Source organism: Savagea faecisuis, from assembly GCF_042675605.1.
GTDB classification, from domain to species: Bacteria; Bacillota; Bacilli; order Bacillales_A; family Planococcaceae; genus Savagea; species Savagea faecisuis.
Map to the genome: position 1 here is coordinate 134,049 of NZ_JBHTJF010000035.1, position 26,383 is coordinate 160,431.

Genomic DNA, 26,383 nt, shown 5'->3' on the forward strand with positions numbered 1-26,383 from the left:
ATTCGAGCGGAGAGTCCATGTGACTCTCGCTCATCCTTTATTGTGTCAATTAAAATGTCAATACATTCAATGCTGTTTCTTTAATATCATTTGCATCTGGTAACCAAGCGCGCTCACCTTGAGCGAATGGATAAATTGTATCCGGTGCCGTTACACGAAGTACAGGTGCTTCTAAATGTAAAATCGCACGCTCTGTAATTTCTGCTACGACGTTCGCCGCGATACCTGCTTGTTTTTGCGCTTCTTGGACGACGATTGCACGGTTTGTCTTTTCGACAGATGCGATAATCGTTTCAATATCTAACGGTTGAACTGTTCGAAGGTCAATAACTTCCACAGAATGTCCTTCTTTTTCCAATTCTTCAGCCGCTTTTAAGCTTTCGTGAACCATCGCACCGTATGTGATGATTGAGAGATCTGTTCCTTCACGTTTCACTGCTGCTTTTCCGAGTGGAATTGTATATTCTTCTTCCGGAACTTCTTCACGGAATGAACGGTACAATTTCATATGTTCTAAGAAGATGACCGGGTTTTCATCGCGAATCGCTGAAATTAAAAGCCCTTTCGCATCGTATGGTGATGATGGAATAACGACTGTTAATCCAGGTTGTGATGCAACGATTCCTTCTAAACTGTCCGCGTGCATTTCCGGTGTTGCTACACCGCCACCGAATGGCGAACGAATCGTCACAGGAGCATTTAATTTACCTGCTGTACGGAAACTTTGACGTGCAAGTTGACCGCTCACTGAGTCAATCACTTCGAATAAGAAACCGAAGAATTGAATTTCCATTACTGGGCGGTAGCCTGTCATTGAAAGACCTACTGCGAGGCCACCGATTCCTGATTCTGCAAGAGGAGTATCGAACACTCGACTTTCTCCAAACTCTTTTTGAAGACCTTCCGTCGCACGGAATACACCGCCGTTAACACCGACGTCTTCTCCAAAGACGAGTACTTTTTCATCTTTTTTAAGCTCGACGCGCATCGCGTCTGTAATCGCTTGAATCATCGTCATTTGTGCCATAGTTTATTTCGACTCCTTTGCTTTGTAAATGTCATATTGTTCTTTAACGTTATATGGCATTTCGCCTTTATACATAATTTCGAGGAAGTCTGTCACCTTTTGTTTCGGTGCAGCGTCCGCTTTTTTAATCGCTTCTTTAACGTCTTCTTTCGCACGTTCGATCACTTCGTTTTCTTTCTCTTCTGTCCAGAGGCCTTTGCCTTCTAAGAAGATGCGGAAACGTACGAGTGGATCTTTTTTCTCCCACTCATCGTCTGTGTCGCTCGTACGGTAACGTGTTGGGTCATCTCCCGCCATCGTATGTGGGCCGTAACGGTATGTCATCGTTTCGATCAATGTTGGACCTTCGCCCGCAATTGCACGATCGCGCGCATCTTTCGTTACTTTGTATACCGCTAATGCATCCATACCATCGACTAAGATGCTTGGAATACCTGCTGCGATACCTTTTTGCGCAAGTGTTTTACCGCGTGTTTGCAATTCGCGTGGTGTCGAGATTGCGAATTGGTTGTTTTGTACGATGAATACTGCTGGCAAGTTGAATGCTCCTGCGAAGTTGATTCCTTCGTAGAAGTCCCCTTGTGACGTACCGCCGTCACCTGTATAAGTGAGTGCGATCGCTTCTTTTCCACTCTTTTGGTAACCCATCGCAACACCTGCTGCTTGAATGTATTGAGCACCGATAATAATTTGTGGAATGAAAATATTTAAATCTTCTGGTAAGTCACTTCCTAAATAGTGACCGCGTGACCAGAGGAATGCTTGATGTAACGGTAAGCCGTGGAACACGATTTGCGGTACATCGCGGTATCCTGGTAAGATGAAGTCTTCTTTCGTCGTTGCAAAGTGACTCGCAAGCTGTGATGCTTCTTGACCTGCAGTCGGCGCATAGAAACCGAGACGACCTTGACGGTTTAAAGAGATCGAACGTTGGTCGAGTACACGTACGTATACCATACGTTCCATTAATTCAACGAGTTCTTCGTCCGTTAAATCGGGCATTAAATCCTCGTTAACGATCTCCCCTTTTTCGTTTAAAATTTGAAGCATTTCAAATTTGTCTTCAACTTCTTGCAATGTTTGAACTGGGTCAAATTGCGTTTTTTTATTTGCTGCCATGTGAGCACCTCTCCTTTAACTGTATTAATGCTTTATGAATAACAAGGTAGTACAAAATATCTTAATTCAAAGTATACAGACGTTTTTTCCGCTTGTCAATCATTGAAATCTTAGTGTTTAGCTGTTTTCTATTCATTTTAGCTATACCATTCTGTACTACTCCAACGAGCATTCTGTACTATAATACATCTATTATTTCCTTTATCTCTCCTACGTATTCCACTTCTCGATTCATTTCAAACAGAATTTCTGTAAAGAAGAGTTTGTAGTTGTACCTTTTCTAAATGAACGTTTTGCTCTATACTTAATAAATAAGTGACTGTTCGTTGTTCATAGATTAAAAAAGAAAGGAAGTACTACATGATTTTAATGAAAGATATCATCCGAGAAGGGCACCCTACATTGCGCGAAGTTGCTAAAGAAGTCGCACTCCCTCTCAGTGAAGAAGATCAAAAAATAGCAGAGAGCTTAATGGAATACGTCTTGAATAGTCAAGATGATGAATTAGCAGAAAAATATGATTTACGCCCAGGAATCGGCCTTGCCGCTCCACAAATTAATGTTTCAAAACGCATGTTTGCCATTTATATTGAAGGGGAAGATGAGCCAGAACTCGACATTATTGCAATCAACCCTAAAATTGTCAGTCATTCGGTAGAACAAACTTTTTTAGATAGTGGAGAAGGATGTCTCTCTGTCGACCGTCCTGTTGAAGGCTACGTACCACGCTATGCGCGCATCACAATTGAAGCCTACAACATTGAAGGTAAAAAAATTAAAAAACGCCTCCGTGGCTTACCAGCGATTGCGTTTCAACATGAACTCGATCATTTAAATGGCGTCATGTTCTTCGATCATATTGATGAGAGCAACCCGTTTAAAGCGAATGAGTTCGCACAACCACTCGAATCATAAGCGCAATAAAATAGAATGATAGAGAAGCTAATCTCTTGAAAATGCAGATTAGCTTTTCTTTATTTCTTTCATTTGCCATGATATTATAAATGAATAGTATTTGAACGAAAAAGGAGAATACGACAATGATTTTTAAAGTTTTATATCAAAAAGATGTACATGAAGTGCCAGTCCGCGAAAACACTCAAGCGATGTACATTGAAGCAGACTCAGAACAAGATGTGCGTCAAGCACTTAAAGGCAAAGTACTCAACATTGAGTTCATCCAACCTTTAGAAGGCGCTCACCTTGAATATGAACAAGCATCAGAACATTTTGTCATCACAGAGGTTGACGACATCGAATGAAAATAATTAAAAATAACGAAACGGCCGTTTTCGCTCTAGGCGGACTAGGGGAAATCGGTAAAAATACGTACGGCATACAGTTCCAAGATGAGATCATCCTCATCGACGCAGGGATTAAATTTCCTGAAGATGACTTGCTCGGGATCGACTATGTCATTCCAGATTACACATTTTTAAAACGCAACGAAGACAAAATTAAAGGACTTTTCGTCACACACGGACATGAGGACCACATCGGTGGAATTCCTTATTTACTCAAAGTAGTGAACATCCCTGTTTACGGCGGCAAGCTTGCACTTGGTCTCTTGCGCAATAAATTAGAAGAACACGGATTATTACGTTCGACGAAATTGATTGAAATTGATGAAGATGACATCATTAAATTCCGTAAAACGTCCGTCTCGTTCTTCATGACGACACATAGTATTCCAGACGCTTACGGAGTCGTCATCAAAACACCTTCAGGCAACATCGTCCATACAGGAGATTTCAAGTTTGACTTCACACCTGTTGGCGAACCAGCGAACCTTGCGAAAATGGCGAAGATTGGAAGCGAAGGTGTGCTCTGCTTACTATCGGATAGTACGAACGCAGAAATTCCGAACTTCACGATGTCAGAACGTAAAGTCGGAGAAAGCATTACAGATATCTTCCGTGCAGTAGATGGACGAATTATATTTGCGACATTCGCCTCAAACATTCATCGTCTGCAACAAGTCATTGAATCCGCTCAGCTGTTCAACCGGAAAGTAGCTGTTTTTGGACGCAGTATGGATAACGCAATTACGATCGGCCGAGAACTCGGCTACATCGATGCACCTGACGATTTATTCGTAGACGCTCACGCTTTAAATCGTTTACCTGCAAATGAAGCGATGATTTTATGTACAGGTTCTCAAGGTGAACCGATGGCGGCTCTTTCGCGTATTGCGAACGGTACACACCGTCAAGTATCGATTCAACCGGGAGATACGGTCATCTTCTCATCTTCTCCAATTCCAGGAAACAAATTAAGCGTCAACCGTACGATTAACTCATTATTCAAAGCAGGGGCTGACGTCATTCACGGACCTTTAAACAACATCCATACATCAGGTCACGGGTCACAAGAAGAACAAAAATTAATGCTTCGTTTAATCCAACCGAAATTTTTCATGCCGATTCACGGTGAATACCGCATGATGCGTATGCACGCAAAACTCGGTATCGACTGTGATGTCCCTGAAGAGAACACATTCATCTTAAGCAACGGTGAGGTACTCGCATTAACGCAAGATACTGCACGTGTTGCAGGACGCATTCCTTCAGGTGATGTATACATCGACGGAAGCGGTATTGGAGATATTGGCAATGTCGTTTTACGCGATCGAAAAATTTTATCTGAAGATGGGCTCGTTATCGTTGTCGCAACAATTGACACGAAACGTAAACGCATCGTATCAGGACCAGATATCATTTCACGCGGATTCGTCTACATGCGCGAATCCGGTTCAATGATTCATGAAGCGCAAAAAATGCTTCAAAAACGTTTAAATGTATTATTGCACCATAATGAATATGATGCACAACTTGCAAAAAATGAAATTATCGAACAGCTCAATCCGTTCTTATACAATAAGACACAGCGTCGTCCGATGATTTTACCTGTCATTATGGAAGTCCAATAAACGAATAAAAAAGCCAGTGATGATCACTTCATCGCTGGCTTTTTCAATCCTTATTGTTTCGCTTCAATCGCACGTTTTGGAACGAATACGACTGGACATGTTGCTAGTTTCAATACGTGAGCGCTGACACTTCCAATCGCTTCTTCATCCCCTTTTCCCTTCGCCATGACGATGTAACGAATATCCTCATCGCCTGACTCTGCTACGATTTCCATCGCAGCGATTCCCGTACGTACTTTCGCACTGTACGCTACTCCTTCGTCCTTTACTAACTCTGCCGCTTTTTTTATAGCAGGCAATCCAAGTTCTTGTAAATTTTGTTGGATATTTAAAAATACAATTTCATCATCGTAGCGCTTCGCAAGTTCTACTGCGAACGGTACGATTTCATACGATTGGTTTGAACCATCAATCGGTACGACGATTTTCATCTCTTCTCTCCTTTGGCATACACTTTTCACACTACTCTTTATATCGGCTAATTTTTATATTTCTATACTAAATCAGCGACATGATTTTTAATTCCATATTGAATTAATTCGTGGATTTCTTGCAATTCAAGCTTCTGCATCATATTTGATTTATGACGTTCGACTGTTTTCGGGCTGATGACGAGTTGCTCTCCAATTTGAATATTCGTATAACCTAAAGTTACTAAGCGTAGTACTTCTTGTTCTCTCGGTGTTAAAATTGATTTTTGAGGTTCATTTGCCACCATCTTCTCTAATTGCTCTAAAGGAATCCGTGTGCGGTAATAACGCTCACCACGCATAACTGCTTCAATAGCTTCTTGCAATTCATTCGATTCGCTATTTTTCAATAAATATCCTGAAATTCCTGATTGTAATGCTTTTTGTATATATGCTTCTTCATCATGCATTGTCAATACGATAATTTTCGCATCTGGAACTGTTTTATGAATGTTTTGAGCCGCAGTAAATCCATCTAATCCTTCCGGCATCGATAAGTCTAGTAGGACGACATCCGGTTGCTTCTGCTCCGCTAATGCGATCGCATCAGTCCCATTATCCGCTTCTTCAATCGTCTCGACAGCTTCCCATCGTTCGAGCAACATTCTTACACCTTTACGGATGAGAAAGTGATCATCTACGATCAATATATTCATCGCCATCACCTACCAATTGGTGTTTCGGGACGTACATCGTTATTTTCGTACCTATTCCAATTTCAGATTGAATGATCGTTTTGCCTCTCAACTGTGAAATTCGCTCTCCGATATGAAGTAGTCCTAAACCATCTTTTTCTCGTTCAACATGAAAACCGACCCCGTTGTCTTCGATCGTAATTTGTAAACCGAATGGATCTTTTTCAAATTGGACGAGCGCTTCTGTCGCTTTTGCATATTTCATCATATTATGCGTTGCTTCTTGTACGACTCGATAAATATTAATTTCAGCAATCGGCGTTAAACGGTCGTAACAATTCGTCTCTAACCGAATATTTAAACTCGGCATTTTTTGACGGATCGACTGCAATAACGTTTCAATCGTCGGCATTAACCCGAGAGCATCGAGACTTTTCGGGCGAAGTGATTGCGAATAAAATTTCACATCTTCCATCGCTTTTCCAAGTTCTTGTCGCACCTCTTTTAAGTATGTCGATAATTCTTCATCTTCAATCGACATCGATAAATTATCCATCGCGATTGCGACGCTATATAATGCTTGACCTACCCCATCGTGGAGTTCTTGACTAAGACGTTTATGTTCGACTTCACGCGCTTCTGTTAACCGGTGCAATATTTTCTTTGATAACTTCGCTGCATCTTCTTTTTCTTTCAATGTGCGGTCTCGTATGACGAGTAAATAATATTTTTCGTCCGCTTCTTCATACATTAAAACGTTACTCATCTCAACATTGACCATATATTGACCGACTTTCGGCATTTTAGATGAAAAATAAGGAATTTTTCCATCATTCGCGAGTAAAAAGCAACGTTCTTCTCCATCTTGCAAAGCACGTGTCTCACAATATGTACAATACGGAACGATATCTCCTTCTTTCCATCCCATTAAACGTTTCGCCGCTTCATTCATTCGAATAATCGTACGGGTACTCGTCATGACGATAATGCCATCTTGTAAATGATTGAATAAATTTTCTGTGAAGTATGGATCAATCGTATTCGACAACGTCTTCGCCTCCTTTTCTTTTCAGTGTAACAAAAAAGAGGAGCGATGTATTGCCTACGCTCCTCTTATATGTTTAATTAATTGCGATGCTTTTGAACTGTCGTTAAAAAGGCTTGCGCATATTTTAAACCGTCTTGGACGACTGGGTCTTTTAAAATTTTCATCAATCCGAAAATTGTAATTGGGCTATCGTCTTTCGTACGTTCAAATTCTTCTTTTGTCTCTTCGATAATTTCTTTCCCTTTATCGATTGGGACGTATTCTTTTACTGTTTCTGTCATCGTTGTCGTTAATTGATCAACCGTACGTTTGTCGCCCCACACACTTTCAGCGAATGCTACGACATTGTCTACTTGTTCGATTACAGGAACGAGTCTCGGTAATAATTGAACCATCGTCATCATCGCATCTAAATGCGTTGAATCGATATGGAGTCTTTCAATTTTTCCTTCGACATCATCCGCAATCAATTCAAGACTGCGCTCATCTTGCATCGATGCAGCGACGAAAGCGAGTTTATCTTCTACTGCTTGTAAGGTTGATACGAATGTCGGTAATTTATCAACTAAGTACGAAAGTGATTCTAATTGTTCATCGCGCTCTAATGTCGATACGACTTCTGTTAAATCTCGTTTTTCTGTTGTCACCGTAATTCTCCTCTCTTTCGTTTCTTACATCGTGCCTTTAAGCATACCGTTCCAATACATCATCGGTAAAATGTTTTTCTTCATGAAATGCATCGAATGGCGTTGTTTACGTTGGTCGATTGGGAATGATTCTTTCGCTTCGTATCCGTATACGAACTCCGCAAGCATCACGGTATCGTAGCCTGTTACGACTGGGCATGATGAATAGCCGTCATATTTCGCTGTCATTTCTTTATCGTTCATCATTGCAAGTAAGTTATCTACTGCTACAGGTGCTTGTTTACGGATTGCTGCTCCTGTACGTGATGTCGGAAGGCTCGTGCAATCTCCTGCTCCGAAAATATTGTCGTATTTCGTATGACGTAACGTATACATATCGAGGTCTACCCAACCTGCTTCGTTCGCAATCGGGCTTTTCGCGATGAAATCTGGTGCTGACATCGGTGGTGTGACGTGAATCATTGAGAAGTCGCGCGTGATGCGTTCTTTCGTTTCCACATGTTCGAATGTCGCTTTTTTATTAGGACCGTCAATTTCAACGAGGTCCATGAAATACGTTTCTTTAATTTCTTTTTGTTTTACGAGATCTTTCAATACAGGGTAGTAACGTTTTACTGGGAATAAATCGTCCATTCCTGAAATAAATTCCATATTCGCACGATGACGCACACCACGACGACGGAATGCTTCATCCGCTAAATACATAATTTTTTGTGGTGCTCCCGCACATTTAACAGGTGTTGATGGTTGTGTGAAAATCGCTAAGCCATCTTTTACATTTTTAATTGATTCCCATGTGCTTTCCACATAGTCTTGGTGATAGTTACTGCATACACCGTTTTTACCGAGCGTTTCTTTTAAGCCTTTCACTTTATCCCAATCTAATTGAATACCAGCTGCAACCATTAAATATTCGTATTTTACGACTGTTCCTTGGTCCGTTACAATCTCGTTTGAATTCGGGTTAAATGTTGTGACCGCTTCTAAAAGTAATTGTGCTCCTTCTGGAATGACTTCTTCTTGCGGACGCACGTTATCTTCTAATTTTGAATCACCGCCACCGACTAATGTGAAGAATGGTTGGTAGTAATGTTTGTCTGATGGATCGATAATGATAATGTCATCTTTTAAATAAGGTGCTTTGCGAAGTAATTGAGCCGCCATTGTGACGCCTGCTGTCCCCGCTCCTACAATTGCAATTTTCTTTTCAATTTGATTTTTCATGAAAAATATCCTCCTTCAATAAGGTATCGCTTCAATGTAATTCCATTGTACGCCCTCTTCAATTTTTGAACTATTAGGGGATTCCCCCATCTTTTGAATATGTTAAGATAAAGAAATTAGGATATTACGGGATTAAAGGGGTTTTCATATGAAGTTTCTTTTTGCAATTGTGCAAGAAATTATCGCACCAATTTTAGTTTTACTGTTCGTCGGAGGAGTGCTACAACGAATTTTTCAATTCGACTTACGTTCTTTTTCACATTTATTAACGTACGCTCTTTTACCAGCTGCTGTATTTATTAGCTTATATGAAACGGTTATCGACGGACCGCTCATCGTCCAGCTCATCTTATACTTAGTCGTCTTCAACTTAGCTTTAATCGCCATCAGCGAAATCGGAGCGCGAGCGCTAAAGTTAGAAAGAGATACAGGCGCGACATTTAAAAATAGTGTCGTGTTAATGAACTCTGGTAATTACGGTGTTCCTGTCAGTCAAATGATTTTCGCTACGCAACCGATCGGAGTATCGATTCAAATTATCGTAACGATTGCACAAAACATTGTGACGTACACATACGGGTTATACAATCTCATTTCTACTTCGAAGTCCGGTCTCGACATTTTACGTGAGCTCTTTCGCTTGCCGATCATTCACGCTCTTTGGATCGGGAGTTTACTCAACTATTTACAATGGCAATTGCCGATCTTCATCGAGCTTCCGATTCGTCAAATGGCGGACGGTTTTCTCCCTCTCGCTCTTTTACTACTCGGAGCACAACTCGCTCAAATTGAATTTAAAGCGATGTTTCAAGGAGTTATTTATTGGAGTTCCTTTTTACGTCTCATCATTAGCCCAGCGATTGCGTTCTTACTCATCTTGTTATTTAAATTAGACGGAGTTGTCGCTAAATCTTTATTTATCGGCAGTTCATTCCCGACATCACGCAATAGTTCAACACTCGCTTTTGAATATGACGTCAATCCTGACCTCGCTGCGCAAATCGTTCTATTTTCAACGATTTTGAGCGCCATTACGGTGACCGTCGTCATTTACATCGCTGAACTTATGTGGGGATAATAAAAAGCTTTCAATCTATAATCGCTTGAGCAAAAATAGTTTGAAAGTTTCTTTTTATAAAATTTGTTTTAAAATGTGAACGGCTTCGTCGATTTCTTCTTTTGATACGGTGAGTGGTGGGAGGAGACGGAGGACGTTATTTCCTGCTGCAACAGTTAACAATCCTGCTTCTTCCGCTTTCGCTAACACGCTCGCAACATCCCATCCTTCTTGACGAATACCGAATAATAAACCTTGTCCTTTCGTTTCAAGTGAAGGGAGTTCTTTTTCGACCGCTTCTTTTAAATAAGCTCCTTTTTCTTGCACTTGTTGTAAGAAAGTTTCATCGAAAATGATATCGCACACTTTCGATGCGACCGCTGTCGCTAAATAGTTTCCACCGAATGTCGTTCCATGTGTTCCTGGACCGAATGTGTCGGCGAGTTCCTTCGTTGCGATCATCGCCCCGATTGGGAAACCTCCCCCTAAACCTTTGGCGAGTGACATAATATCAGGTTGGAGTACCGTCTGTTGAAAAGCGTATTTCGTTCCCGTTCGACCGATTCCAGTTTGCACTTCGTCTACGATGATGAGCGCTCCGTACTGTTTGCTCATCTCGTTAATTTTTTCAGCGAACGTTTCTGTAATCGGCTCCACTCCACCTTCTCCTTGTACAACTTCTAACATGATCGCCGCAACATCGTCTCCCATCGCTCGTTCGAGTGCTGCTTCGTCATTGTAAGGAATGATGTCAAACGTTTCTAACATCGGGCCGAATCCTTCTTTTACTTTATCTTGTCCTGTCGCTGCCATCGTACCGAGTGTACGACCGTGGAACGACTGTTGGAACGTAATGATTTTAAATTTCCCTGTATGTTTGCGCGCTAATTTGATCGCCGCTTCGTTCGCTTCCGCCCCACTATTGCAAAAAAGCGCTTGTCCGAAATGAGTTCCTTCTATTAATTTCGTTGCGACTTCTTCTTGCTTCGAGTTTTGGAATAAGTTTGACGTATGCCACACTTTTTTACTCTGTTCGCAAACGACTTGTACGAGCTCTTCATTCGCATGCCCGAGACTCGTGACAGCAATTCCACTCGAGAAGTCTAAATATTTTTTACCGTTTTGATCGTAAGCGATTGTTCCTTTTCCTTCTACGAGTTCAATCGGTCGTCTCGCATAGTTTTGAAATAATACACTCATTGTACATTCTCCTTTATGTCATCTACAATCGTCGTTCCTTGTAGTGTTTCGTTCGTAATTTGAACACTCGCAACGCCTTCTTTCATCGTCGCTAAAGCGCCTTTCACTTTCGGAATCATCCCGCCATAAATCGTACCATCTTCAATCCAATGATTGATTTCACATTCAGTCGTCGACTCGATGAGTTCTCCGTCAACGAGCAATCCTTGTACGTCTGTGACGAAGATCATTTGATCCGCTTGTAAGCTGACGGCTACCGCTGTCGCTGCGTCATCACCGTTAATATTGAGCGGTTCTCCTTGTTCATTGCATCCGACACAACTAATGACCGGAATTACATTGAGCGCGAACAATTTTTCAAGCCACGCTTTATGCACTTCTTGCACGACACCTACTTCTCCGTATGTCGCTTCGTCTAAATATGTACAGACGAACAATTGATTGTCATACCCTGATAAACCGACCGCTTCTAGTCCAGCATTCGTCAATCGGTGGACGAGTGGGGCGTTCACTTCACCATTCAATGTATTGCGCACAATTTTTGCTGCCTTTTTCGTCGTGACACGTAAACCGTTTACCGTTTCATACGGTATATTCGCTTCTTCTAATGCGCGCGATATGTTCGGTCCCCCACCGTGTGTGATGACGATATTTGAATGTTGATGCATCTCTTTCAACTTCGTAAAAAATGAGTCATTTAATTCACTTAACATACTTCCACCTAATTTTAAAACGATTGTATCACGTTCGGTATGAAGCGTTGATTTGTACGTAGTCATATGATAAATCGCACCCCCATGCTGTTCCTGAAGCGTCTCCGATTCCGAGATCGATATCGATGACGACTTCACTTTTCTTTAAATAATGTGTCACGGCTGCGTCTTCAAATGGGACAGGTTCTCCCATAGAGAGCACTTCAAATGGACCGATTTTAATGGAAATTTTGTTTGGGTCAATCGGGACACCGCTATATCCGATTGCCGCAATAATGCGTCCCCAGTTACCGTCATTTCCGTACATCGCTGTTTTCACGAGCGGTGAACCGACTACTTTTTTCGCGATGATGCGTGACGTTTCTTCACACGTTCCATTCATTACGTTCACTTCAACGAGCTTTGTCGCACCTTCTCCATCTTTGGCGATCATTTTCGCTAAATCTTCACTTACTGCACGTACCCCTTCAACGAATACATCCCAATCTGGATGTTCGTCTGTTAACATGTCATTTTCAGCCATTCCGTTTGCCATGACGAGAACCGTATCGTTCGTCGATGTGTCGCCGTCTACTGTAATCGAGTTAAATGTTCGATCTGTAATCGAAGACAATGCTTGTTGTAACGCTTCTGACGTTACCGCTGCGTCCGTCGTAATGAATGCGAGCATCGTCGCCATATTTGGCGCGATCATTCCTGAACCTTTTGCCACTCCTGAAATCGTCACTTCTTTTCCATCGATGTCGAGAACGTATGATGTCGTTTTCGTCACAGTATCGGTCGTTAAAATCGCTTGAGATACTTGAATCGCATTTTCAGAAGACGTTCCGATATATAATTTATCGATTCCTGTTAATACAGGTTCCATATTCATCTGTTCCCCGATAATGCCTGTTGACGCTACTCCGACTAAGTTAGAGTCAATCCCTAATTTTTCAGCTGTCGCTTGCTGCATTTTATACGCATTTTCCAGTCCTTGCTTTCCTGTACATGCGTTGGCGTTTCCTGAATTGACGACGATCGCTTGCATCTTTTTCGTTTCGTAAACGACTTCTTTCGTCACGTGTAAAGGTGCTGCTTGAATCGCATTCGTCGTAAATACTCCTGCGACATGCGCTGGAACTTCGCTATAAATGATTGCTAAGTCGCTGCGCTTATATTTCAGTCCACAATGCATACCGCCTGCGCGGTACCCTTTCGGTGTAATGACATTTTTATGAGAATATTGTTTTTGAATTTTTTGTACGAGTTCCAATGCATGTCACCTTCCTATCTTTCATTACATATATAATGGTATTTGATCTAATCCGTCCATTTCATCATAACCGAACAGTACGTTCATATTTTGAATCGCCTGCCCTGCTGCGCCTTTCACCAAGTTGTCGATTGCTGCGACAACTGTTAAACGATTTGTACGTTCATCTAAGTCCCAGTGAATATCACAATAGTTCGTTCCGCGTACACGATTCGTTCCAAACATACCTGCTTCTTCAATTAAACGAACGAACGGAGCATCTTTATACGCTTCTTCAAACGCTCGTTGAATCATGTCTTCCGTCGTTCCTTCTTTAACGTTAATGTACGTCGTACTCAAAATACCGCGCATCATCGGAACGAGATGGGTAGAGAACGTAATCGTATCTTCCGCCCCTGCAAACATTTTTAATCCTTGTTCAATTTCTGGAATATGTTGATGTTTATTCATTTTATATATTGAAATATTTTCATTCGCTTCACAAAAATGAGAACTTTTCACTAAGCTATTTCCTGAACCTGTCACACCGCTTTTTGCATCGATTATGCATGTGCCTGGAATAACAAGGTCCTCTTTATACAATGGGATTGTCGATAATAATGCTGCGGTCGGATAACAACCAGGGTTTGAAATGAATGTCGATCCTTTCACATTTTCCTTCGCCCATTCCGTTAAGCCGTATACTGCCTTGTCCACATATTGTTGTTTCGCACTTTTTTTGCTGTACCAATTTTCATAATCTTCTAAATTTTTAAGGCGGTAATCGCCAGATAAGTCGATTAACACGACATCTTTATTCATTAAAGGTTCAAACAGTGTCGATGTGACCCCTGCTGGTGTACTTGCAAAAATAACATCATACTGTGTTAATTTTGAATAATTAATCTCAAGTAATGGTTGATCGTATATTTGAATCATACTCGGATATTTATTGGAGTATAACTCCCCTACTTCCGATGATGTAAAGACATCAATTGCTTCTACCTTTGAATGACTATGCAATAAGCGGATGAGTTCAGCTCCTCCGAAACCTGTTGCGCCAATAATTGCAATTTTCATTTCCTTCACCTCTTCGTATTCGTAATTATTAGTATATACATGTATATTTATAAAGTCAAATGTATTTTTATTTGTTTATAACTTTTCTGTAAATTATGTTATACTTGTTTTAGTAGTAGGTACTAATAGAAGGTATAAATGGAGGGTTATGAAATGGACTTATTACAATTAAAAAATAAAAACATCGTCGTCATGGGTGTTGCAAACGAACGAAGCATCGCGTGGGGGATTGCCAAACAATTATTCGCACTCGAGGCGAACGTCATTTTCACTTATCGAAAAGACCGTTCAAAAAAAAGTTTGGAACGTGCATTGGAAAAAGCAGAATTTAAAGCACATGCGATTATTCAATGTGATGTGAATGAAGATGCAAGCATTCAAGAAGCTTTCTCCACATTAAAGGAGACAGCAGGAACTGTTCACGGACTCGTTCACTCTGTCGCATTCGCACATCAAGAAGACTTGCGTGATGATTACATCAATACGTCACGTGACGGATTCGCATTCGCTCTCGATTCAAGCGCTTATTCTTTAGCGGCAGTGAGCCGTGCAGTACGTCCTTTAATGACAGAAGGCGGTTCAATCTTAACGATGAGCTACCTCGGAGCAGAGCGTGTATTAGACGGATATAACATTATGGGGGTCGCAAAAGCAGCACTCGAATCAAGTGTTCGTTATTTAGCAAATGATTTAGGAAAAGAAGGCATTCGTGTCAATGCGATTTCCGCAGGTGCGGTGCGTACCCTTTCCGCAAAAGGGGTACCTGCATTCAATGACATTTTGACGCGCATTGAAGAAGAAGCACCGCTTCGACGTAACATCACGCAAGAAGAAGTTGCGAACATGTCGATCGCGATGCTTAGCCAATTATCAACAGGCGTTACAGGTGAAATCATTTATGTAGACGGTGGATACAATATTATCGGATAAAGTAAAAAACAGTTTCTTCTCACATAATGTGAAAAGAAACTGTTTTTTTATTGATTGAATAGTGTCGCACGTTGTTTCGCTTGTCCCCATAAGATGAAGGGAACGATTAAAAAGGCAAAAATTCCAGACATGACGCCGAGTGCTAAATAACTCATTTGACTGACAATCACACCAGATAAAATACTGCCTCCCGCTCCTGACAATGCGATAAATACGTCCGCAGAACCTTGCACTTTCGCTGTGCGTGATTTATGTGCCGAGTCGACAACGATCGCTGTTCCACTAATTAATCCGAAGTTCCAACCGACTCCTAATAAGATAAGCGCTATTAAAATCGGACCGAGTGAATCGATCGGGCCAAATGCTGCGAGCACACCTGCGACGAGCAATGTCACTCCTGCAGCGACCGCCATCCACGTACGACCAATTTTGTCGACGAGGACTCCTGTGAATAGTGAAGGTAAGTACATCCCTGCAATGTGGAATCCAATCACCATACCTGTTTGCTCCATCGTAAATCCATGGTTTTGCATATAAATCGGTGTCATCGTCATAACTGCTACCATGACGACATGACTAATGACCATAATGACAGTACCGATCGTCACACCGCGTTTTTCATGTGCGGACATTGGAGGTACTTCCACTTCCACTTCTTCATCTTGTTGACGTTCTTTCTCCAATTGTTGCGCGACGATAAATGGATCAGGACGCAACCAAATGTATAAAACGAGACCTGCTAATGCATAAGCGACCGCCGCTAACATGAAAGGCCCTGACAATGTCGGGAAGCCGATCGAGTCAGCAAAACGCCCCATTGGCGCTACTAAGTTTGGTCCTGCTACTGCACCGAATGTTGTCGAAACCATCGCGGCACTTACTGCTGTCGCTCGCTTTTGTGGAAGTGCTAAGTCTGTTCCTGCATAGCGCGCTTGCAAATTTGTCGCGGTCCCTGAACCGTAAATGAATAATGACAATAATAAAAGCGGGACACTCTCCCAATAAGCAGCAGCAATGACCCCTACTGCACCGATTGCACCGACGAAAAATCCGTAAGATAAACCGAGACGACGTCCATGGCTTTGTGTATAACGTCCAACTAAATAAGCAGCAAGCCCTGACCCGAATGTGAAAAGTGCACTCGGAATCCCTGCTGCCCCGTCTCCACCGAGCATCTCTTTCGCCATTAAAGCTCCGACTGTAATCCCAGCAGCAAGCCCTGCTCCACTAAAAATTTGTGATAAAATAACGATCCATAACGTCCGTTTATACAGTTGTTGTTGCTTCTCATCTGTTATGACGATGGCATCGATTTGTTTCTCTTTCACCCTGATTCCTCCCTCATATCACATTATTGCTACATCCTATCATAATTGTTCATGTTTTCTTCACAAAATGCTCAAGGGGGTATATTTTATTTACGAAAAGCAGAAACATAAGCGTTATTTCGCTCAAAAAATCGCCACGGATAATGTGCAGCCTGTCCACTATTTGCAATGCCGACACGTGGGCTGCGTGCAATGTCAACAAACCTTTCGCTGTCTTCTATATAGAGAGGAGATTCATTAAGCGAATGTCCGTAAAGCTCCTTCGTAATATTGAAAGCTTTCGTCAATTTTCCAGGACCGTTCGTCCAATCAATTTGTCTTTTCACAGTCGCACGATTTTGTTCGATTATTTCTAAACCAGCAATCGGTTCGACCGCTCGAATGAGTACACCGTGTGGTTGTCCCACTCTTCCTGTAACGACATTGAGTAGAGCATGCGTATGCATTTCATAAATATACGCATGTCCCGCCTCTTGAAACATCGCTTTCGTACGTTCTGTCGGACAATTCGAATACGAATGAGCAGCACGGTCAAGAGGCCCTGCATACGCTTCCGTTTCGACAATTTTGCCAATGAGCTTTTCTCCGTCTATTTCACGCACTAAATAACAGCCAATTAACTCACGAGCGACTTGAATGACAGGACGCTCGTAAAAAGAACGTTGTAACATCATCTCGCCTCCTATCCAAAAAAGTGCGATTCTCTCGCACTTTTTGTTAACTATCTTGTGTAGCATACGTCTCTTCAAATGGTTGAATAATGACGAAGCCTTCTCCTTCAAACTTCATTTGAACGGACTCTCCACTGCCTCGTCCGATAAATGTTCGCATCGACACGTCCATCACAAACTCCGGCTCTAAATGACCGCTCCAAGCGACTGTCGCATTCGGATCTGTTATGACGGGTTCTCCAGGTTTTACGATTAACGTGAGAGGCTCAAAATGAGTCGTAATCGCTACTTTCCCTGGTCCTTTTAAATGGACATTGAACAATCCTCCCGCCATCATGCCTGCCATTTTTCGCATGAAGCGAATATCCCACTCGACACTCGGTTCAAAAGCGAGTAAGTCATTGCCATTGACGGTCAATGTATCTCCTTGTAGGTCAAAAATTGTCACTTTTTTCCCTTGATCCGCTAAGTACAATTCTCCTTTTCCTATCGCTTTCATTAAGGACGTTCCCTCTCCTGTAAATGCCTTTTTAAACATTTTACCGAGACCGTGTTCAGCCATGCGCTCCCGTTCAAACTTAATATCCCCTTTATATGAAATCATCGCGCCCATCTTTGCCCATACGGTACCGTCTAAATTGACTTCCAACACGCGCTCTGTTTCCAGTTGAAAATAATCAGCTTTTTTATCATCTTGCTTCGTCTCATCGATAAATTGTTGCAATGAATAACTCGTCATCTTTCATTCCTCCTTTATCTTCTTCCACTCTTATACGACCTATTCCCGATAATGTTTCGAAATAACTTCATGAACTTGCAAAAGAACGCTATACTAATTTGTTAAGGAGGAATGTTTTTTATGAAATTAAGCATATTAGATCAATCGCGTATTGCGACAGGGAGCAATGCGGCGGAAGCGCTTCAAAATACAGTACAACTTGCACAACTTGCGGATGAACTAGGTTTTCATCGCTTTTGGGTATCTGAACATCACGATACGAAAAAATTTGCGGGATCTTCTCCAGAAATTTTAATGACCCATCTCGCTTCTCAAACGAAACGAATTCGCGTTGGAACAGGAGGCGTTATGCTTCCCCACTATTCTGCATACAAAGTGGCGGAAAACTTCAAAATTCTTGAGACACTCTTCCCGAACCGAATCGATGCTGGAATCGGACGGGCACCAGGGGGGATGCCACGTGCGACATATGCGCTCAACAACGGACAATATCGCAATGTCGACCGCTTCCCCGAACAAGTGGATGAGTTAAAACATTATTTATACGATACATTGCCAAAAAACCACCCGTACGGTAATTTAAAAGCGACACCGTTAACGGAGACGAAAACTCCTGTTTGGATGCTCGGCTCTAGTACGAGTTCTGCACAACTCGCAGCGAGTAAAGGACTCCCTTACATGTTTGCTCACTTTATCAATCACGAAGCAGGCGATTATGCCGCGAGCATTTATCGCAAGCATTTCGTCCCTTCCGACGAACTCGCTTATCCTGAGCAAGGGGTCGCCGTCTTTTTCATCTGTGCTGAGACGGACGAAAAGGCTGAATACTTAGCGAAAGCAGCGGATCTTTCACTCCTTATGCAAGCGACAGGTATGCCATCAAATGGTACGCCGTCACCGGAAGAGGCGATGAATCGTGAATATAATAGTTATGAATTGGCAGCGATTGCAGACAATCGAAAACGGATGATCGTCGGCTCACCAAAAACAGCGAAGCGCAAAATTAAAGAGCTCGCTGCAAAATACCATGCTGAAGAAGTAATGCTCGTCATGTTTATGCATGACTATGATGATAAGTTAAAAGCGATTCAACTCATTTCAGACGAATGTCATGCGACTGGAGAAATTGATTAAAACTTTTGGAAAACTGTTCATTTTGAGCAGTTTTTCTTTTTTTAGGCCCTTTCATCCGTCCCCCACTTTTGCGTATATGCGCATGCATCGCTCGCTGATACAATAAAACATCAATCGTTTCCTCACGATACATGACACCATTTTCATTCATCGCAAATCCATTTTTGGCAAGTACGAGAGAAGCGAGACCGTAATCTTGCGTAATGACGAGATCTCCCGCCTTCATCCTCGCAATAATTTCAAAATCAACCGCGTCGCGTCCTTCATCCACGACGATTGTTTCTGCTCGTTCATCGTAAATTTCATGCGAGCGATCTGTAACGATCGTTACGGATATATGATAGCGACTCGCGACGTGCAACGTTTGTTTAACGACGGGAGAACCGTCCGCATCGATCCATACATGCATCTCATCCCCTCCTTTTTAAAGAGTATACCATTTTGTATTTTCAGTTTGTTTCCTTTAGGCAAAATATCATTTATGTGATAAACTATTTTAGAATTCGAAATAGTTTAAAGGAGGTACTATTTTTATGGTACAAGCACATATTATTTTACAAGATGACGCACGCATTACACGTCAACTCGAAGCAACAAACTATATGAACGACCAAGAAGGAACATTCACAACAGCATTTATCGACGGTGACCTTTACTATGTCGTTCGCCCTTCTGCATTAAAAGAAAACAAACTCGATGAAGTTCGCTCACTCGCGGGTGACATTTCACGCCATGCGCAACAAGCAAAAATCGAGCGTGTGACAGCGGCACAACAAGTGATCGACACACTCATGAACGATGCAACGACTGCATTCGTCGAAGGATTCCACCTCGGTGCTTACGCATTCGATAAATACAAATCGAAAAAAGCAAACCCAGTCGCACAACTCATCATTGAAGGAGCGGACGCAGAAGCAGTCTCACTCGGAAAAACACGAGCGGATGCGATGGCTTTAGCACGTGACTTAATGAATGAAGTGTCAGACCATTTAAACCCTGAATATTATGCAGAGTGGATGACAGAACATTTCGCTTCAACGAATGTTGACGTAACAATTTTAGATCGCGATGCTTTAATCGAACATGAAATGAACGGTGTTTTAACAGTCGGACAAGGAAGTAAATACGAACAGCGATTTGCTGAACTCCGTCTCGCAAACAACCCTTCTAAACCGCTCGTCGCACTCGTCGGTAAAGGAGTTACTTTCGATACAGGTGGCATCAGCTTAAAATCAGGTGCTGACTTATCGGATATGCGTATGGATATGGGTGGCTCTGCTGCTGTCGTCGGTGCGATGCATTTACTCGCAGAAACGAATGCAGACGTCAACGTCATCGGTCTCATCCCAATGGTTGAAAACGCACCAGACAATACGAGCGTCTACCCTGGTGAAATTATTACGTACAAAAACGGGACGACAGTACAAGTTGGGAATACAGATGCAGAAGGCCGCCTCATTTTAGCAGATGCGCTCCTCCGTGCAGACGAACTCGGTGCTGAATACGTCGTAGATATCGCAACATTAACAGGAGCGATTCATAACGCACTCGGCACAGATATCGCAGGAGTCTTCGGCAATGACGAATCACTCGCTTTCGAAATGAAAAAAATCGGGGATGAAAACGGAGACTTCAACTGGCCGATGCCACTCGTTCAAAGTTATAATCGCGGCTTAAAGAGTGACTATGCCGACTTAAATAACATTAGTAACCTCGGATTCGCTGGTTCGATTACAGCTGGTCTCTTCTTACAACATTTCGTGAAACCAGAAACGAAATGGTTACACGTCGATATGGCAGGTACGATGGAAGCTCCGGCTGCAAAAGGCTATTATGCAAAATCGGCAACTGGATTCGGTGCTCGTTTACTTGCAGACTATGCGTTGAACGTTTCAAAATAATAAACAAAACTCGTAAACGGTCGGATTTTCTCCGAACCATTTACGAGTTTTTTTATACTAAAATTTCTTTTTCAAAATGATGAATGTCAAGATCTGAACCGATGACGACTAAAATATCTCCATCTTTAATCCGTTCAATCGCTTGTGGAGAAACGAGAAGATGATTATCACGCTTAATCGCGACAATGTTAATTCCGTATTTCGCACGAATGTCCAAATCGATTAACGTATGTCCGACGAGTTCACGATTCGCTTTCACTTCCACGATGGAATATTCATCCGACAGCTCTAAATAATCTAAAATGTTATTCGATAACATATTGTTCGCCATACGACGCCCCATATCTCGCTCAGGGTGAACGACTTGATCCGCGCCAATTTTAAGCAACACTTTCTCATGATGATCATTTTGCGCTTTTACCGTAATGCGAGGCACCCCGATTTCTTTCAAAATTAAAGTCGTCAAAATACTCGCTTGAATATTTTCACCGATCGCGACGACGACATGTTCGAAGTTGCGAATACCGAGTGAACGCAATACCGATTCATCCGTCGTATCTGCCACGACCGCTTGCGTTGCAATTTGTGCAAATTCATCTACCTTCTCCGAATCGATATCGATTGCCATAACACTCGCACCGAGCGCGACTAATTCTTGGACGATACTTCCTCCGAGACGCCCTAAGCCGATGACGGCAAACTCTTTTTTCATCTTAATCCTTCTTCCCTATTTTTTCTTTATAGTGTATCACGTTCCCTTTCACGTATCGAATGAAAGCTCCATTCTTCTTTTGAAAAAATCATCCAAAACATGCAAAAAAACTATTGCAAATCGAGAAGAAATGATTATAATTAAAAAGGTTGAAATAAACTTTAAGTTTACTTTTACTAAACTTTAATTATAAAGGAGCGTGTGCTGTGGATATCGGAAGGAAAATTAAAAATTTACGACTTCAAAAAGGACTGACACAAGAAGAACTTGGGGAACGAACAGATTTATCGAAAGGCTTTATTTCACAATTAGAACGCGATTTAAACTCCCCTTCTATCGAAACGTTATTTTTACTTTTAGAAGTGCTCGGTTCCAGTCCGAAAGAATTTTTTGACGAACCGAAAAAATTAGGGAAAGTCGTCTATCGTGCGAGCGATCAAACGGTCTATACAAATGAAGATTTACAATACGATATTCGATGGCTCATCCCGCGCTCAAACGAAAATGAAATGGATCCCGTTCACATTACATTGCAACCTGGTGGAGCCTTTAAAGAATATGAACCATCGGAAGCTGAAACGTTTATTTACGTTTTGAAAGGGAAAATTACAATTACGATTGGAGCGAAACAATTTATCGCTAAAGAAGGCGACTCTGTCTACTTTGAATCACTCGATCACCACCAAATTCAAAATGCGAGTAAAAAAGTGAGTGAGTTTTTATTAATTGCGACAGAATCGTACTTATAAAGGAGGGTCATTATGACGAAACCAATTATCCGCTTCGAACATGTATCGATGAATTATGACGATTCGAAGCTCATTTTAGATGACATTAGCTTTGAATTAGAAGAAGGGAAATTTTACACATTGCTCGGACCATCAGGTTGCGGGAAAACGACTATTCTTCGACTCATTGCAGGCTTTATAGAACCAACTCAAGGAGATATTTATTTTGATGGACAGCTCGTCAACAATATTCCAGCGAATGAGCGTCAAGTGAATACAGTCTTCCAAGACTATGCGCTCTTCCCTCATTTAAATGTCTTCGAAAATGTCGCTTTTGGACTCCGCATTAAAAAGGTGAACAATAAAGAAGTGACAGAACGTGTACTCGAAGCATTAAAATTCGTAAGCTTAGCTGGTTTTGAAAATCGTGAAATTACTGAAATGTCAGGTGGACAACGCCAACGTGTAGCGATTGCCCGTGCGATCGTCAACGATCCGAAAGTGATTTTACTCGATGAACCGTTGTCAGCTCTCGACTTAAAATTACGTTCTGAAATGCAATACGAACTTCGCGAGCTACAACAACGTCTCGGCAAAACGTTCGTCTTTGTCACACACGACCAAGAAGAAGCGCTCGCGATGAGCGATGAAATTTTCGTCATGAATGAAGGGAAAATTCAACAATCTGGCACTCCTCTCGATATTTATGACGAGCCGATCAACCGTTTCGTCGCAGACTTTATCGGAGAATCGAACATCGTTGAAGGACGCATGGTGCGCGATTATCTCGTTGAATTTAATGGCAAACAGTTTGAATGTGTCGACGGTGGCGTGAAACCGAATGAAAAAGTCGATATTATCATCCGTCCTGAAGACCTCGTCATCACTGCACAAGGAGCGGGGATGATCGATGTCGAAGTCGATACTCAACTGTTCCGCGGTGTCCATTACGAACTGTCGACATATGATGCAGATGGCAATGAATGGCTCGTCCATTCAACAAAAAAAGCAGAAGTAGGTGAAACGATCGGGCTCCATTTCGACCCTGAAGATGTTCACGTCATGCGTTTAAATGAAACAGAAGAAGCTTTCGATATGCGTATGGAAACTTACGGAGGTGCTGAAGATGAATAAATCGAATTTCCGACCGTGGTATACGATTCCGTACATGATTTGGATCGCCTTTTTCGTCATCGCTCCGATTGCACTCATTTTTTATTACTCGTTTTTTGATATTACGGGCGCTTTCACTTTATCCAATTACGTTGACTTTTTTAAATCGACGTACATCATTTTAACGATTAATTCTTTTTGGTATGCGTTTCTCATTACATTTTTCACACTACTCATCGCATACCCGACCGCTTACTTCATCACAAAAACGAAACATAAACAATTATGGTTATTGCTCGTCATCGTTCCGAGCTGGATTAATCTTTTACTCAAAACGTATGCCTTCATCGGAATTATGGGATTGCATGGACCGATCAATGCGCTCATTACAGCGCTCGGGTTCGATCAACAGCAAATTTTATTTACCGATTTTAGTTTCGTATTTGTCGCTGTTTACATTTTTATTCCGTTTATGATTTTGCCTATTTTCAACGCACTCGACCAATTGAACCCTTCTTATTTAGATGCGGCGAAAGATTTAGGGGCAAGCGGTTGGACGACATTTCGTAAAGTCATTTGGCCACTTACATTAAACGGTGTGAAATCCGGCGTACAAGTCGTCTTTATTCCTGCGCTCTCACTCTTTATGATTACGCGACTCATTGCGGGGAATAAAGTGATCACCCTCGGTACAGCGATCGAACAACAATTTCTCGTCACACAAAACTGGGGAATGGGTTCAACAATTGCCGTATTTTTAATTATTTTCATGTTCATCATTATGCGCTTAACAGCGACGAAAGAGATCGGAGGGAAAAAACATGACAAAGTTAAGTAAAGGACCGAAAATTTATTTAGCATTCGTGTTTCTTATTTTGTACTTACCGATCTTCTATCTCATTTTTTATTCCTTTAACTCCGGAGGAAAAATGAGTCATTTCGAAAGTTTTACGTGGGAACATTATGCCGCTGTTTTTGAAGATACACGTCTGCTCGTCATCGTATTAAATACAATCATTATCGCGCTCTTTTCCGCGCTCATCTCGACGACGATCGGCACACTCGGCGCATTATCCATTTATTTTATGAAAAATAAAAAAGCACGCGAAACGGTGCTCTCTTTAAACAATATTTTAATCGTTAGCCCCGATGTCATTATCGGTGCGAGCTTCTTAATTTTATTTACGATGCTCGGTGTGAAACTCGGCTTCGCTTCCGTTTTAATTTCACATGCGGCATTTAGTATTCCGATTGTCGTCATTATGATTTTGCCAAAACTGTTTGAAATGAATACGTCGCTCATCGATGCGGCGCTCGATCTCGGCGCTACAAGAAAAGACGTGTTAAAACGTGTCATTCTTCCGTACATTCAGCCTGGGATTTTTGCAGGTTTCTTTCTTGCGTTAACGTATTCTTTAGACGATTTCGCTGTCACTTTTTTCGTCACAGGAAACGGTTTTTCAACCTTATCTGTTGAAATTTATTCAATGGCGCGAACTGGGGTTACTTTAACGATTAACGCATTGTCTGCGATTTTATTCGTCGTTACGATTTTACTCGTCGTCGGCTATTACTTCATTAGCAAACGCTCTAAAACATCCATTGCGGGGGTGAAACGATGAAAACACTCATTCAAAGTGCTGTCGCGATTTTACTCGTCGGTTTTGCGATGCTCGGAATCGCTTGGAAACTCGAACAAGGCTCCGCTTCTGGTACGACAGATTCTATCACGGTTTATAACTGGGGAGACTATATCGATCCCGACGTTTTAAAACAATTTGAGCAAGAAACCGGCATTAAAGTCATTTACGAAACGTTCGATTCCAATGAAGGGATGATGGGAAAAATCGAACAAGGCGGAACGAATTATGACATTACCGCTCCAAGTGAATATATGATTGAAATGATGATGGAAAAAGACTTACTTCTTCCACTCGACCATTCACTTTTGCCAAATTTAAAAAATATTGATCCTTACTTTCTCGACTTGCCTTTTGATCCAGGAAATCTCTACTCGATTCCATACTTTTGGGGATCGCTCGGAATCGCTTTTAACCCTACTTTATTGGAAGGCCAAACATTCGAATCTTGGGACAATTTATGGGACCCTTCTTTAAAACAACGCGTCATTTTAGTCGATAGTGCGAGAGAAGTCGTCGGCATGGGGTTAAACTCCCTTCACTACTCACTGAACTCGACTGACCGTGACGAAATTCAAGAAGCGATGGATAAGCTCGCTCTTCTCACACCAAATGTGAAAGCGGTCATCGGAGACGAAGTGACACAACTGATGGTGAACGAAGAAGCAGCAGTCGCTCTCACATGGTCTGGACAAGCCGCAGATATGATGTATTCCAATGAAAACATCGACTACATCGTCCCAGAAGAAGGTTCTAACTTATGGTTTGATAATTTCGTCATTCCGTGCACCGCTAAAAATATCGAAGGAGCACACGCCTTTTTAAACTTTTTACTCCGTCCTGATATCGCGGCACAAAATACAGAGTACGTCGGCTATACGACACCGAACGAAGCCGCTTTGGAGCTGATGGACCCTGAAATTGTCGAAGACGAGCGCTACTATCCAGATGAAGAAATGCGCGAACATCTCGAAGTGTATCGAAACCTCGGTTTAAAAAATTTAGGCATCTACAATGAACACTTTTTAGAGTTTAAAATGAGCTTACAATAACTTTCAAAAAACGACTATTTCGATAGTCGTTTTTCTAATTGTCAATGGATGG

28 protein-coding genes are annotated in these 26,383 nt (G+C 41.9%); 12 read left to right on the top strand and 16 right to left on the bottom strand.

Going from position 1 to position 26,383, the window contains the following annotated elements:
- Window positions 1–49 precede the first annotated feature (49 nt).
- Together ACFQ0V_RS11315 and pdhA are read right to left on the bottom strand one after the other, a co-directional pair.
- On the bottom strand, window positions 50–1,027 hold the full coding sequence (locus ACFQ0V_RS11315; protein WP_194563222.1) for an alpha-ketoacid dehydrogenase subunit beta: 978 nt from the start codon (window positions 1,025–1,027) through the stop codon (window positions 50–52).
- A 3-nt stretch (window positions 1,028–1,030) separates the two neighbouring features.
- A complete protein-coding gene (pdhA, locus tag ACFQ0V_RS11320; protein WP_381013547.1) occupies window positions 1,031–2,146 on the bottom strand; it encodes a pyruvate dehydrogenase (acetyl-transferring) E1 component subunit alpha in 1,116 nt (371 codons plus the stop codon).
- Between the two features lie 360 nt (window positions 2,147–2,506).
- On the opposite strand from pdhA, the gene def reads away from it, so the two are divergent.
- The 3 genes from def (at window position 2,507) to rnjA (ending at window position 5,075) form a co-directional block, all read left to right on the top strand.
- Window positions 2,507–3,061, top strand: coding sequence for a peptide deformylase (gene def / locus ACFQ0V_RS11325; protein WP_381013550.1), 555 nt, complete (start codon window positions 2,507–2,509; stop codon window positions 3,059–3,061).
- Between the two features lie 125 nt (window positions 3,062–3,186).
- The gene (locus ACFQ0V_RS11330) at window positions 3,187–3,408 is read left to right on the top strand and encodes a DNA-dependent RNA polymerase subunit epsilon (protein ID WP_381013553.1); all 222 of its coding nucleotides are present in this window, start codon (window positions 3,187–3,189) and stop codon (window positions 3,406–3,408) included.
- Entirely contained in the window at window positions 3,405–5,075 is a 1,671-nt protein-coding gene (gene rnjA, locus ACFQ0V_RS11335) for a ribonuclease J1 (protein WP_381013555.1), read from the top strand. Before ACFQ0V_RS11330 ends, rnjA begins: the two co-directional genes overlap by 4 nt.
- Window positions 5,076–5,125: 50 nt before the next feature.
- Here rnjA and ACFQ0V_RS11340 read toward each other — a convergent pair whose 3' ends face one another.
- From ACFQ0V_RS11340 to ACFQ0V_RS11360, 5 genes are all read right to left on the bottom strand, one after another.
- The gene (locus tag ACFQ0V_RS11340; RefSeq protein ID WP_381013558.1) at window positions 5,126–5,506 is read right to left on the bottom strand and encodes a universal stress protein; all 381 of its coding nucleotides are present in this window, start codon (window positions 5,504–5,506) and stop codon (window positions 5,126–5,128) included.
- A 62-nt stretch (window positions 5,507–5,568) separates the two neighbouring features.
- On the bottom strand, window positions 5,569–6,201 hold the full coding sequence (locus tag ACFQ0V_RS11345; protein WP_381013559.1) for a response regulator: 633 nt from the start codon (window positions 6,199–6,201) through the stop codon (window positions 5,569–5,571).
- On the bottom strand, window positions 6,179–7,228 hold the full coding sequence (locus ACFQ0V_RS11350) for a sensor histidine kinase (protein ID WP_381013562.1): 1,050 nt from the start codon (window positions 7,226–7,228) through the stop codon (window positions 6,179–6,181). Before ACFQ0V_RS11350 ends, ACFQ0V_RS11345 begins: the two co-directional genes overlap by 23 nt.
- A 77-nt stretch (window positions 7,229–7,305) precedes the next feature.
- Window positions 7,306–7,875, bottom strand: a complete 570-nt coding sequence (locus ACFQ0V_RS11355; RefSeq protein WP_381013565.1) for a DUF1641 domain-containing protein — start codon at window positions 7,873–7,875, stop codon at window positions 7,306–7,308.
- A gap of 24 nt (window positions 7,876–7,899) precedes the next feature.
- Entirely contained in the window at window positions 7,900–9,099 is a 1,200-nt protein-coding gene (locus ACFQ0V_RS11360; protein WP_381013568.1) for an NAD(P)/FAD-dependent oxidoreductase, read from the bottom strand.
- A 148-nt stretch (window positions 9,100–9,247) separates the two neighbouring features.
- On the opposite strand from ACFQ0V_RS11360, the gene ACFQ0V_RS11365 reads away from it, so the two are divergent.
- On the top strand, window positions 9,248–10,177 hold the full coding sequence (locus tag ACFQ0V_RS11365; RefSeq protein WP_381013571.1) for an AEC family transporter: 930 nt from the start codon (window positions 9,248–9,250) through the stop codon (window positions 10,175–10,177).
- A 54-nt stretch (window positions 10,178–10,231) separates the two neighbouring features.
- Here ACFQ0V_RS11365 and ACFQ0V_RS11370 read toward each other — a convergent pair whose 3' ends face one another.
- From ACFQ0V_RS11370 to argC, 4 genes are read right to left on the bottom strand one after another with little or no spacing between them, the layout of a single operon-like run.
- Window positions 10,232–11,356, bottom strand: a complete 1,125-nt coding sequence (locus tag ACFQ0V_RS11370) for an acetylornithine transaminase (RefSeq protein ID WP_381013574.1) — start codon at window positions 11,354–11,356, stop codon at window positions 10,232–10,234.
- Window positions 11,353–12,135: an acetylglutamate kinase gene (argB, locus tag ACFQ0V_RS11375; protein ID WP_381013576.1), complete on the bottom strand. Its 783-nt coding sequence runs from the start codon at window positions 12,133–12,135 to the stop codon at window positions 11,353–11,355. Before argB ends, ACFQ0V_RS11370 begins: the two co-directional genes overlap by 4 nt.
- Window positions 12,098–13,324 (bottom strand): bifunctional glutamate N-acetyltransferase/amino-acid acetyltransferase ArgJ, encoded by a 1,227-nt coding sequence (gene argJ, locus ACFQ0V_RS11380; protein ID WP_381013578.1) that lies wholly within the window; start codon window positions 13,322–13,324, stop codon window positions 12,098–12,100. The genes argB and argJ overlap by 38 nt, the downstream gene beginning before the upstream one ends.
- 24 nt (window positions 13,325–13,348) lie before the next feature.
- Window positions 13,349–14,383 (bottom strand): N-acetyl-gamma-glutamyl-phosphate reductase, encoded by a 1,035-nt coding sequence (argC, locus tag ACFQ0V_RS11385; protein WP_381013581.1) that lies wholly within the window; start codon window positions 14,381–14,383, stop codon window positions 13,349–13,351.
- A 153-nt stretch (window positions 14,384–14,536) separates the two neighbouring features.
- On the opposite strand from argC, the gene ACFQ0V_RS11390 reads away from it, so the two are divergent.
- A complete protein-coding gene (locus ACFQ0V_RS11390; protein WP_381013584.1) occupies window positions 14,537–15,313 on the top strand; it encodes an enoyl-ACP reductase FabI in 777 nt (258 codons plus the stop codon).
- A 47-nt stretch (window positions 15,314–15,360) separates the two neighbouring features.
- On the opposite strand, the gene ACFQ0V_RS11395 is transcribed toward ACFQ0V_RS11390, so the two are convergent.
- The 3 genes from ACFQ0V_RS11395 to ACFQ0V_RS11405 form a co-directional block, all read right to left on the bottom strand.
- On the bottom strand, window positions 15,361–16,641 hold the full coding sequence (locus tag ACFQ0V_RS11395) for an MFS transporter (RefSeq protein WP_381013587.1): 1,281 nt from the start codon (window positions 16,639–16,641) through the stop codon (window positions 15,361–15,363).
- Between the two features lie 86 nt (window positions 16,642–16,727).
- On the bottom strand, window positions 16,728–17,312 hold the full coding sequence (locus tag ACFQ0V_RS11400) for a DNA-3-methyladenine glycosylase (protein ID WP_381013590.1): 585 nt from the start codon (window positions 17,310–17,312) through the stop codon (window positions 16,728–16,730).
- Between the two features lie 46 nt (window positions 17,313–17,358).
- Entirely contained in the window at window positions 17,359–18,051 is a 693-nt protein-coding gene (locus ACFQ0V_RS11405) for an AIM24 family protein (RefSeq protein ID WP_381013593.1), read from the bottom strand.
- A 120-nt stretch (window positions 18,052–18,171) separates the two neighbouring features.
- Between ACFQ0V_RS11405 and ACFQ0V_RS11410 the strand changes: the two genes are divergently transcribed.
- Window positions 18,172–19,185: an LLM class flavin-dependent oxidoreductase gene (locus ACFQ0V_RS11410; RefSeq protein WP_381013596.1), complete on the top strand. Its 1,014-nt coding sequence runs from the start codon at window positions 18,172–18,174 to the stop codon at window positions 19,183–19,185.
- Here the strand turns inward: ACFQ0V_RS11410 and ACFQ0V_RS11415 are convergent.
- The gene (locus tag ACFQ0V_RS11415; protein ID WP_381013599.1) at window positions 19,145–19,594 is read right to left on the bottom strand and encodes a YaiI/YqxD family protein; all 450 of its coding nucleotides are present in this window, start codon (window positions 19,592–19,594) and stop codon (window positions 19,145–19,147) included. The two genes, ACFQ0V_RS11410 and ACFQ0V_RS11415, sit on opposite strands and share 41 nt — an antisense overlap.
- 124 nt (window positions 19,595–19,718) lie before the next feature.
- On the opposite strand from ACFQ0V_RS11415, the gene ACFQ0V_RS11420 reads away from it, so the two are divergent.
- Window positions 19,719–21,086: a leucyl aminopeptidase family protein gene (locus tag ACFQ0V_RS11420; protein ID WP_381013602.1), complete on the top strand. Its 1,368-nt coding sequence runs from the start codon at window positions 19,719–19,721 to the stop codon at window positions 21,084–21,086.
- Between the two features lie 52 nt (window positions 21,087–21,138).
- Here ACFQ0V_RS11420 and ACFQ0V_RS11425 read toward each other — a convergent pair whose 3' ends face one another.
- The gene (locus ACFQ0V_RS11425) at window positions 21,139–21,798 is read right to left on the bottom strand and encodes a potassium channel family protein (protein ID WP_381013605.1); all 660 of its coding nucleotides are present in this window, start codon (window positions 21,796–21,798) and stop codon (window positions 21,139–21,141) included.
- A 206-nt stretch (window positions 21,799–22,004) separates the two neighbouring features.
- Between ACFQ0V_RS11425 and ACFQ0V_RS11430 the strand changes: the two genes are divergently transcribed.
- From ACFQ0V_RS11430 to ACFQ0V_RS11450, 5 genes are read left to right on the top strand one after another with little or no spacing between them, the layout of a single operon-like run.
- A complete protein-coding gene (locus tag ACFQ0V_RS11430; RefSeq protein WP_381013608.1) occupies window positions 22,005–22,547 on the top strand; it encodes a helix-turn-helix domain-containing protein in 543 nt (180 codons plus the stop codon).
- Window positions 22,548–22,559: 12 nt separating this feature from the next.
- Complete coding sequence (locus tag ACFQ0V_RS11435) at window positions 22,560–23,660, top strand: ABC transporter ATP-binding protein (protein WP_381013611.1); 1,101 nt, start codon at window positions 22,560–22,562, stop codon at window positions 23,658–23,660.
- The gene (locus ACFQ0V_RS11440; protein WP_381013614.1) at window positions 23,653–24,477 is read left to right on the top strand and encodes an ABC transporter permease; all 825 of its coding nucleotides are present in this window, start codon (window positions 23,653–23,655) and stop codon (window positions 24,475–24,477) included. The genes ACFQ0V_RS11435 and ACFQ0V_RS11440 overlap by 8 nt, the downstream gene beginning before the upstream one ends.
- Entirely contained in the window at window positions 24,461–25,261 is an 801-nt protein-coding gene (locus ACFQ0V_RS11445; protein ID WP_194563243.1) for an ABC transporter permease, read from the top strand. The genes ACFQ0V_RS11440 and ACFQ0V_RS11445 overlap by 17 nt, the downstream gene beginning before the upstream one ends.
- Entirely contained in the window at window positions 25,258–26,331 is a 1,074-nt protein-coding gene (locus ACFQ0V_RS11450) for an ABC transporter substrate-binding protein (protein WP_381013617.1), read from the top strand. Before ACFQ0V_RS11445 ends, ACFQ0V_RS11450 begins: the two co-directional genes overlap by 4 nt.
- Window positions 26,332–26,383: the final 52 nt, after the last annotated feature.

Coding starts and splice junctions, on each gene's coding strand:
- ACFQ0V_RS11370 (WP_381013574.1), bottom strand. CDS start 11,356: ATGAGTGTATTATTTCAAAACTATGCGAGACGACCGATTGAACTCGTA.
- rnjA (WP_381013555.1), top strand. CDS start 3,405: ATGAAAATAATTAAAAATAACGAAACGGCCGTTTTCGCTCTAGGCGGA.
- ACFQ0V_RS11450 (WP_381013617.1), top strand. CDS start 25,258: ATGAAAACACTCATTCAAAGTGCTGTCGCGATTTTACTCGTCGGTTTT.
- ACFQ0V_RS11390 (WP_381013584.1), top strand. CDS start 14,537: ATGGACTTATTACAATTAAAAAATAAAAACATCGTCGTCATGGGTGTT.
- ACFQ0V_RS11340 (WP_381013558.1), bottom strand. CDS start 5,506: ATGAAAATCGTCGTACCGATTGATGGTTCAAACCAATCGTATGAAATC.
- argC (WP_381013581.1), bottom strand. CDS start 14,383: ATGAAAATTGCAATTATTGGCGCAACAGGTTTCGGAGGAGCTGAACTC.
- ACFQ0V_RS11345 (WP_381013559.1), bottom strand. CDS start 6,201: ATGAATATATTGATCGTAGATGATCACTTTCTCATCCGTAAAGGTGTA.
- argB (WP_381013576.1), bottom strand. CDS start 12,135: ATGACTACGTACAAATCAACGCTTCATACCGAACGTGATACAATCGTT.
- ACFQ0V_RS11365 (WP_381013571.1), top strand. CDS start 9,248: ATGAAGTTTCTTTTTGCAATTGTGCAAGAAATTATCGCACCAATTTTA.
- ACFQ0V_RS11415 (WP_381013599.1), bottom strand. CDS start 19,594: ATGCATGTATGGATCGATGCGGACGGTTCTCCCGTCGTTAAACAAACG.
- ACFQ0V_RS11440 (WP_381013614.1), top strand. CDS start 23,653: ATGAATAAATCGAATTTCCGACCGTGGTATACGATTCCGTACATGATT.
- ACFQ0V_RS11360 (WP_381013568.1), bottom strand. CDS start 9,099: ATGAAAAATCAAATTGAAAAGAAAATTGCAATTGTAGGAGCGGGGACA.
- ACFQ0V_RS11330 (WP_381013553.1), top strand. CDS start 3,187: ATGATTTTTAAAGTTTTATATCAAAAAGATGTACATGAAGTGCCAGTC.
- ACFQ0V_RS11400 (WP_381013590.1), bottom strand. CDS start 17,312: ATGTTACAACGTTCTTTTTACGAGCGTCCTGTCATTCAAGTCGCTCGT.
- pdhA (WP_381013547.1), bottom strand. CDS start 2,146: ATGGCAGCAAATAAAAAAACGCAATTTGACCCAGTTCAAACATTGCAA.
- def (WP_381013550.1), top strand. CDS start 2,507: ATGATTTTAATGAAAGATATCATCCGAGAAGGGCACCCTACATTGCGC.
- ACFQ0V_RS11445 (WP_194563243.1), top strand. CDS start 24,461: ATGACAAAGTTAAGTAAAGGACCGAAAATTTATTTAGCATTCGTGTTT.
- ACFQ0V_RS11405 (WP_381013593.1), bottom strand. CDS start 18,051: ATGACGAGTTATTCATTGCAACAATTTATCGATGAGACGAAGCAAGAT.
- ACFQ0V_RS11435 (WP_381013611.1), top strand. CDS start 22,560: ATGACGAAACCAATTATCCGCTTCGAACATGTATCGATGAATTATGAC.
- ACFQ0V_RS11425 (WP_381013605.1), bottom strand. CDS start 21,798: ATGAAAAAAGAGTTTGCCGTCATCGGCTTAGGGCGTCTCGGAGGAAGT.
- ACFQ0V_RS11315 (WP_194563222.1), bottom strand. CDS start 1,027: ATGGCACAAATGACGATGATTCAAGCGATTACAGACGCGATGCGCGTC.
- ACFQ0V_RS11420 (WP_381013602.1), top strand. CDS start 19,719: ATGGTACAAGCACATATTATTTTACAAGATGACGCACGCATTACACGT.
- ACFQ0V_RS11410 (WP_381013596.1), top strand. CDS start 18,172: ATGAAATTAAGCATATTAGATCAATCGCGTATTGCGACAGGGAGCAAT.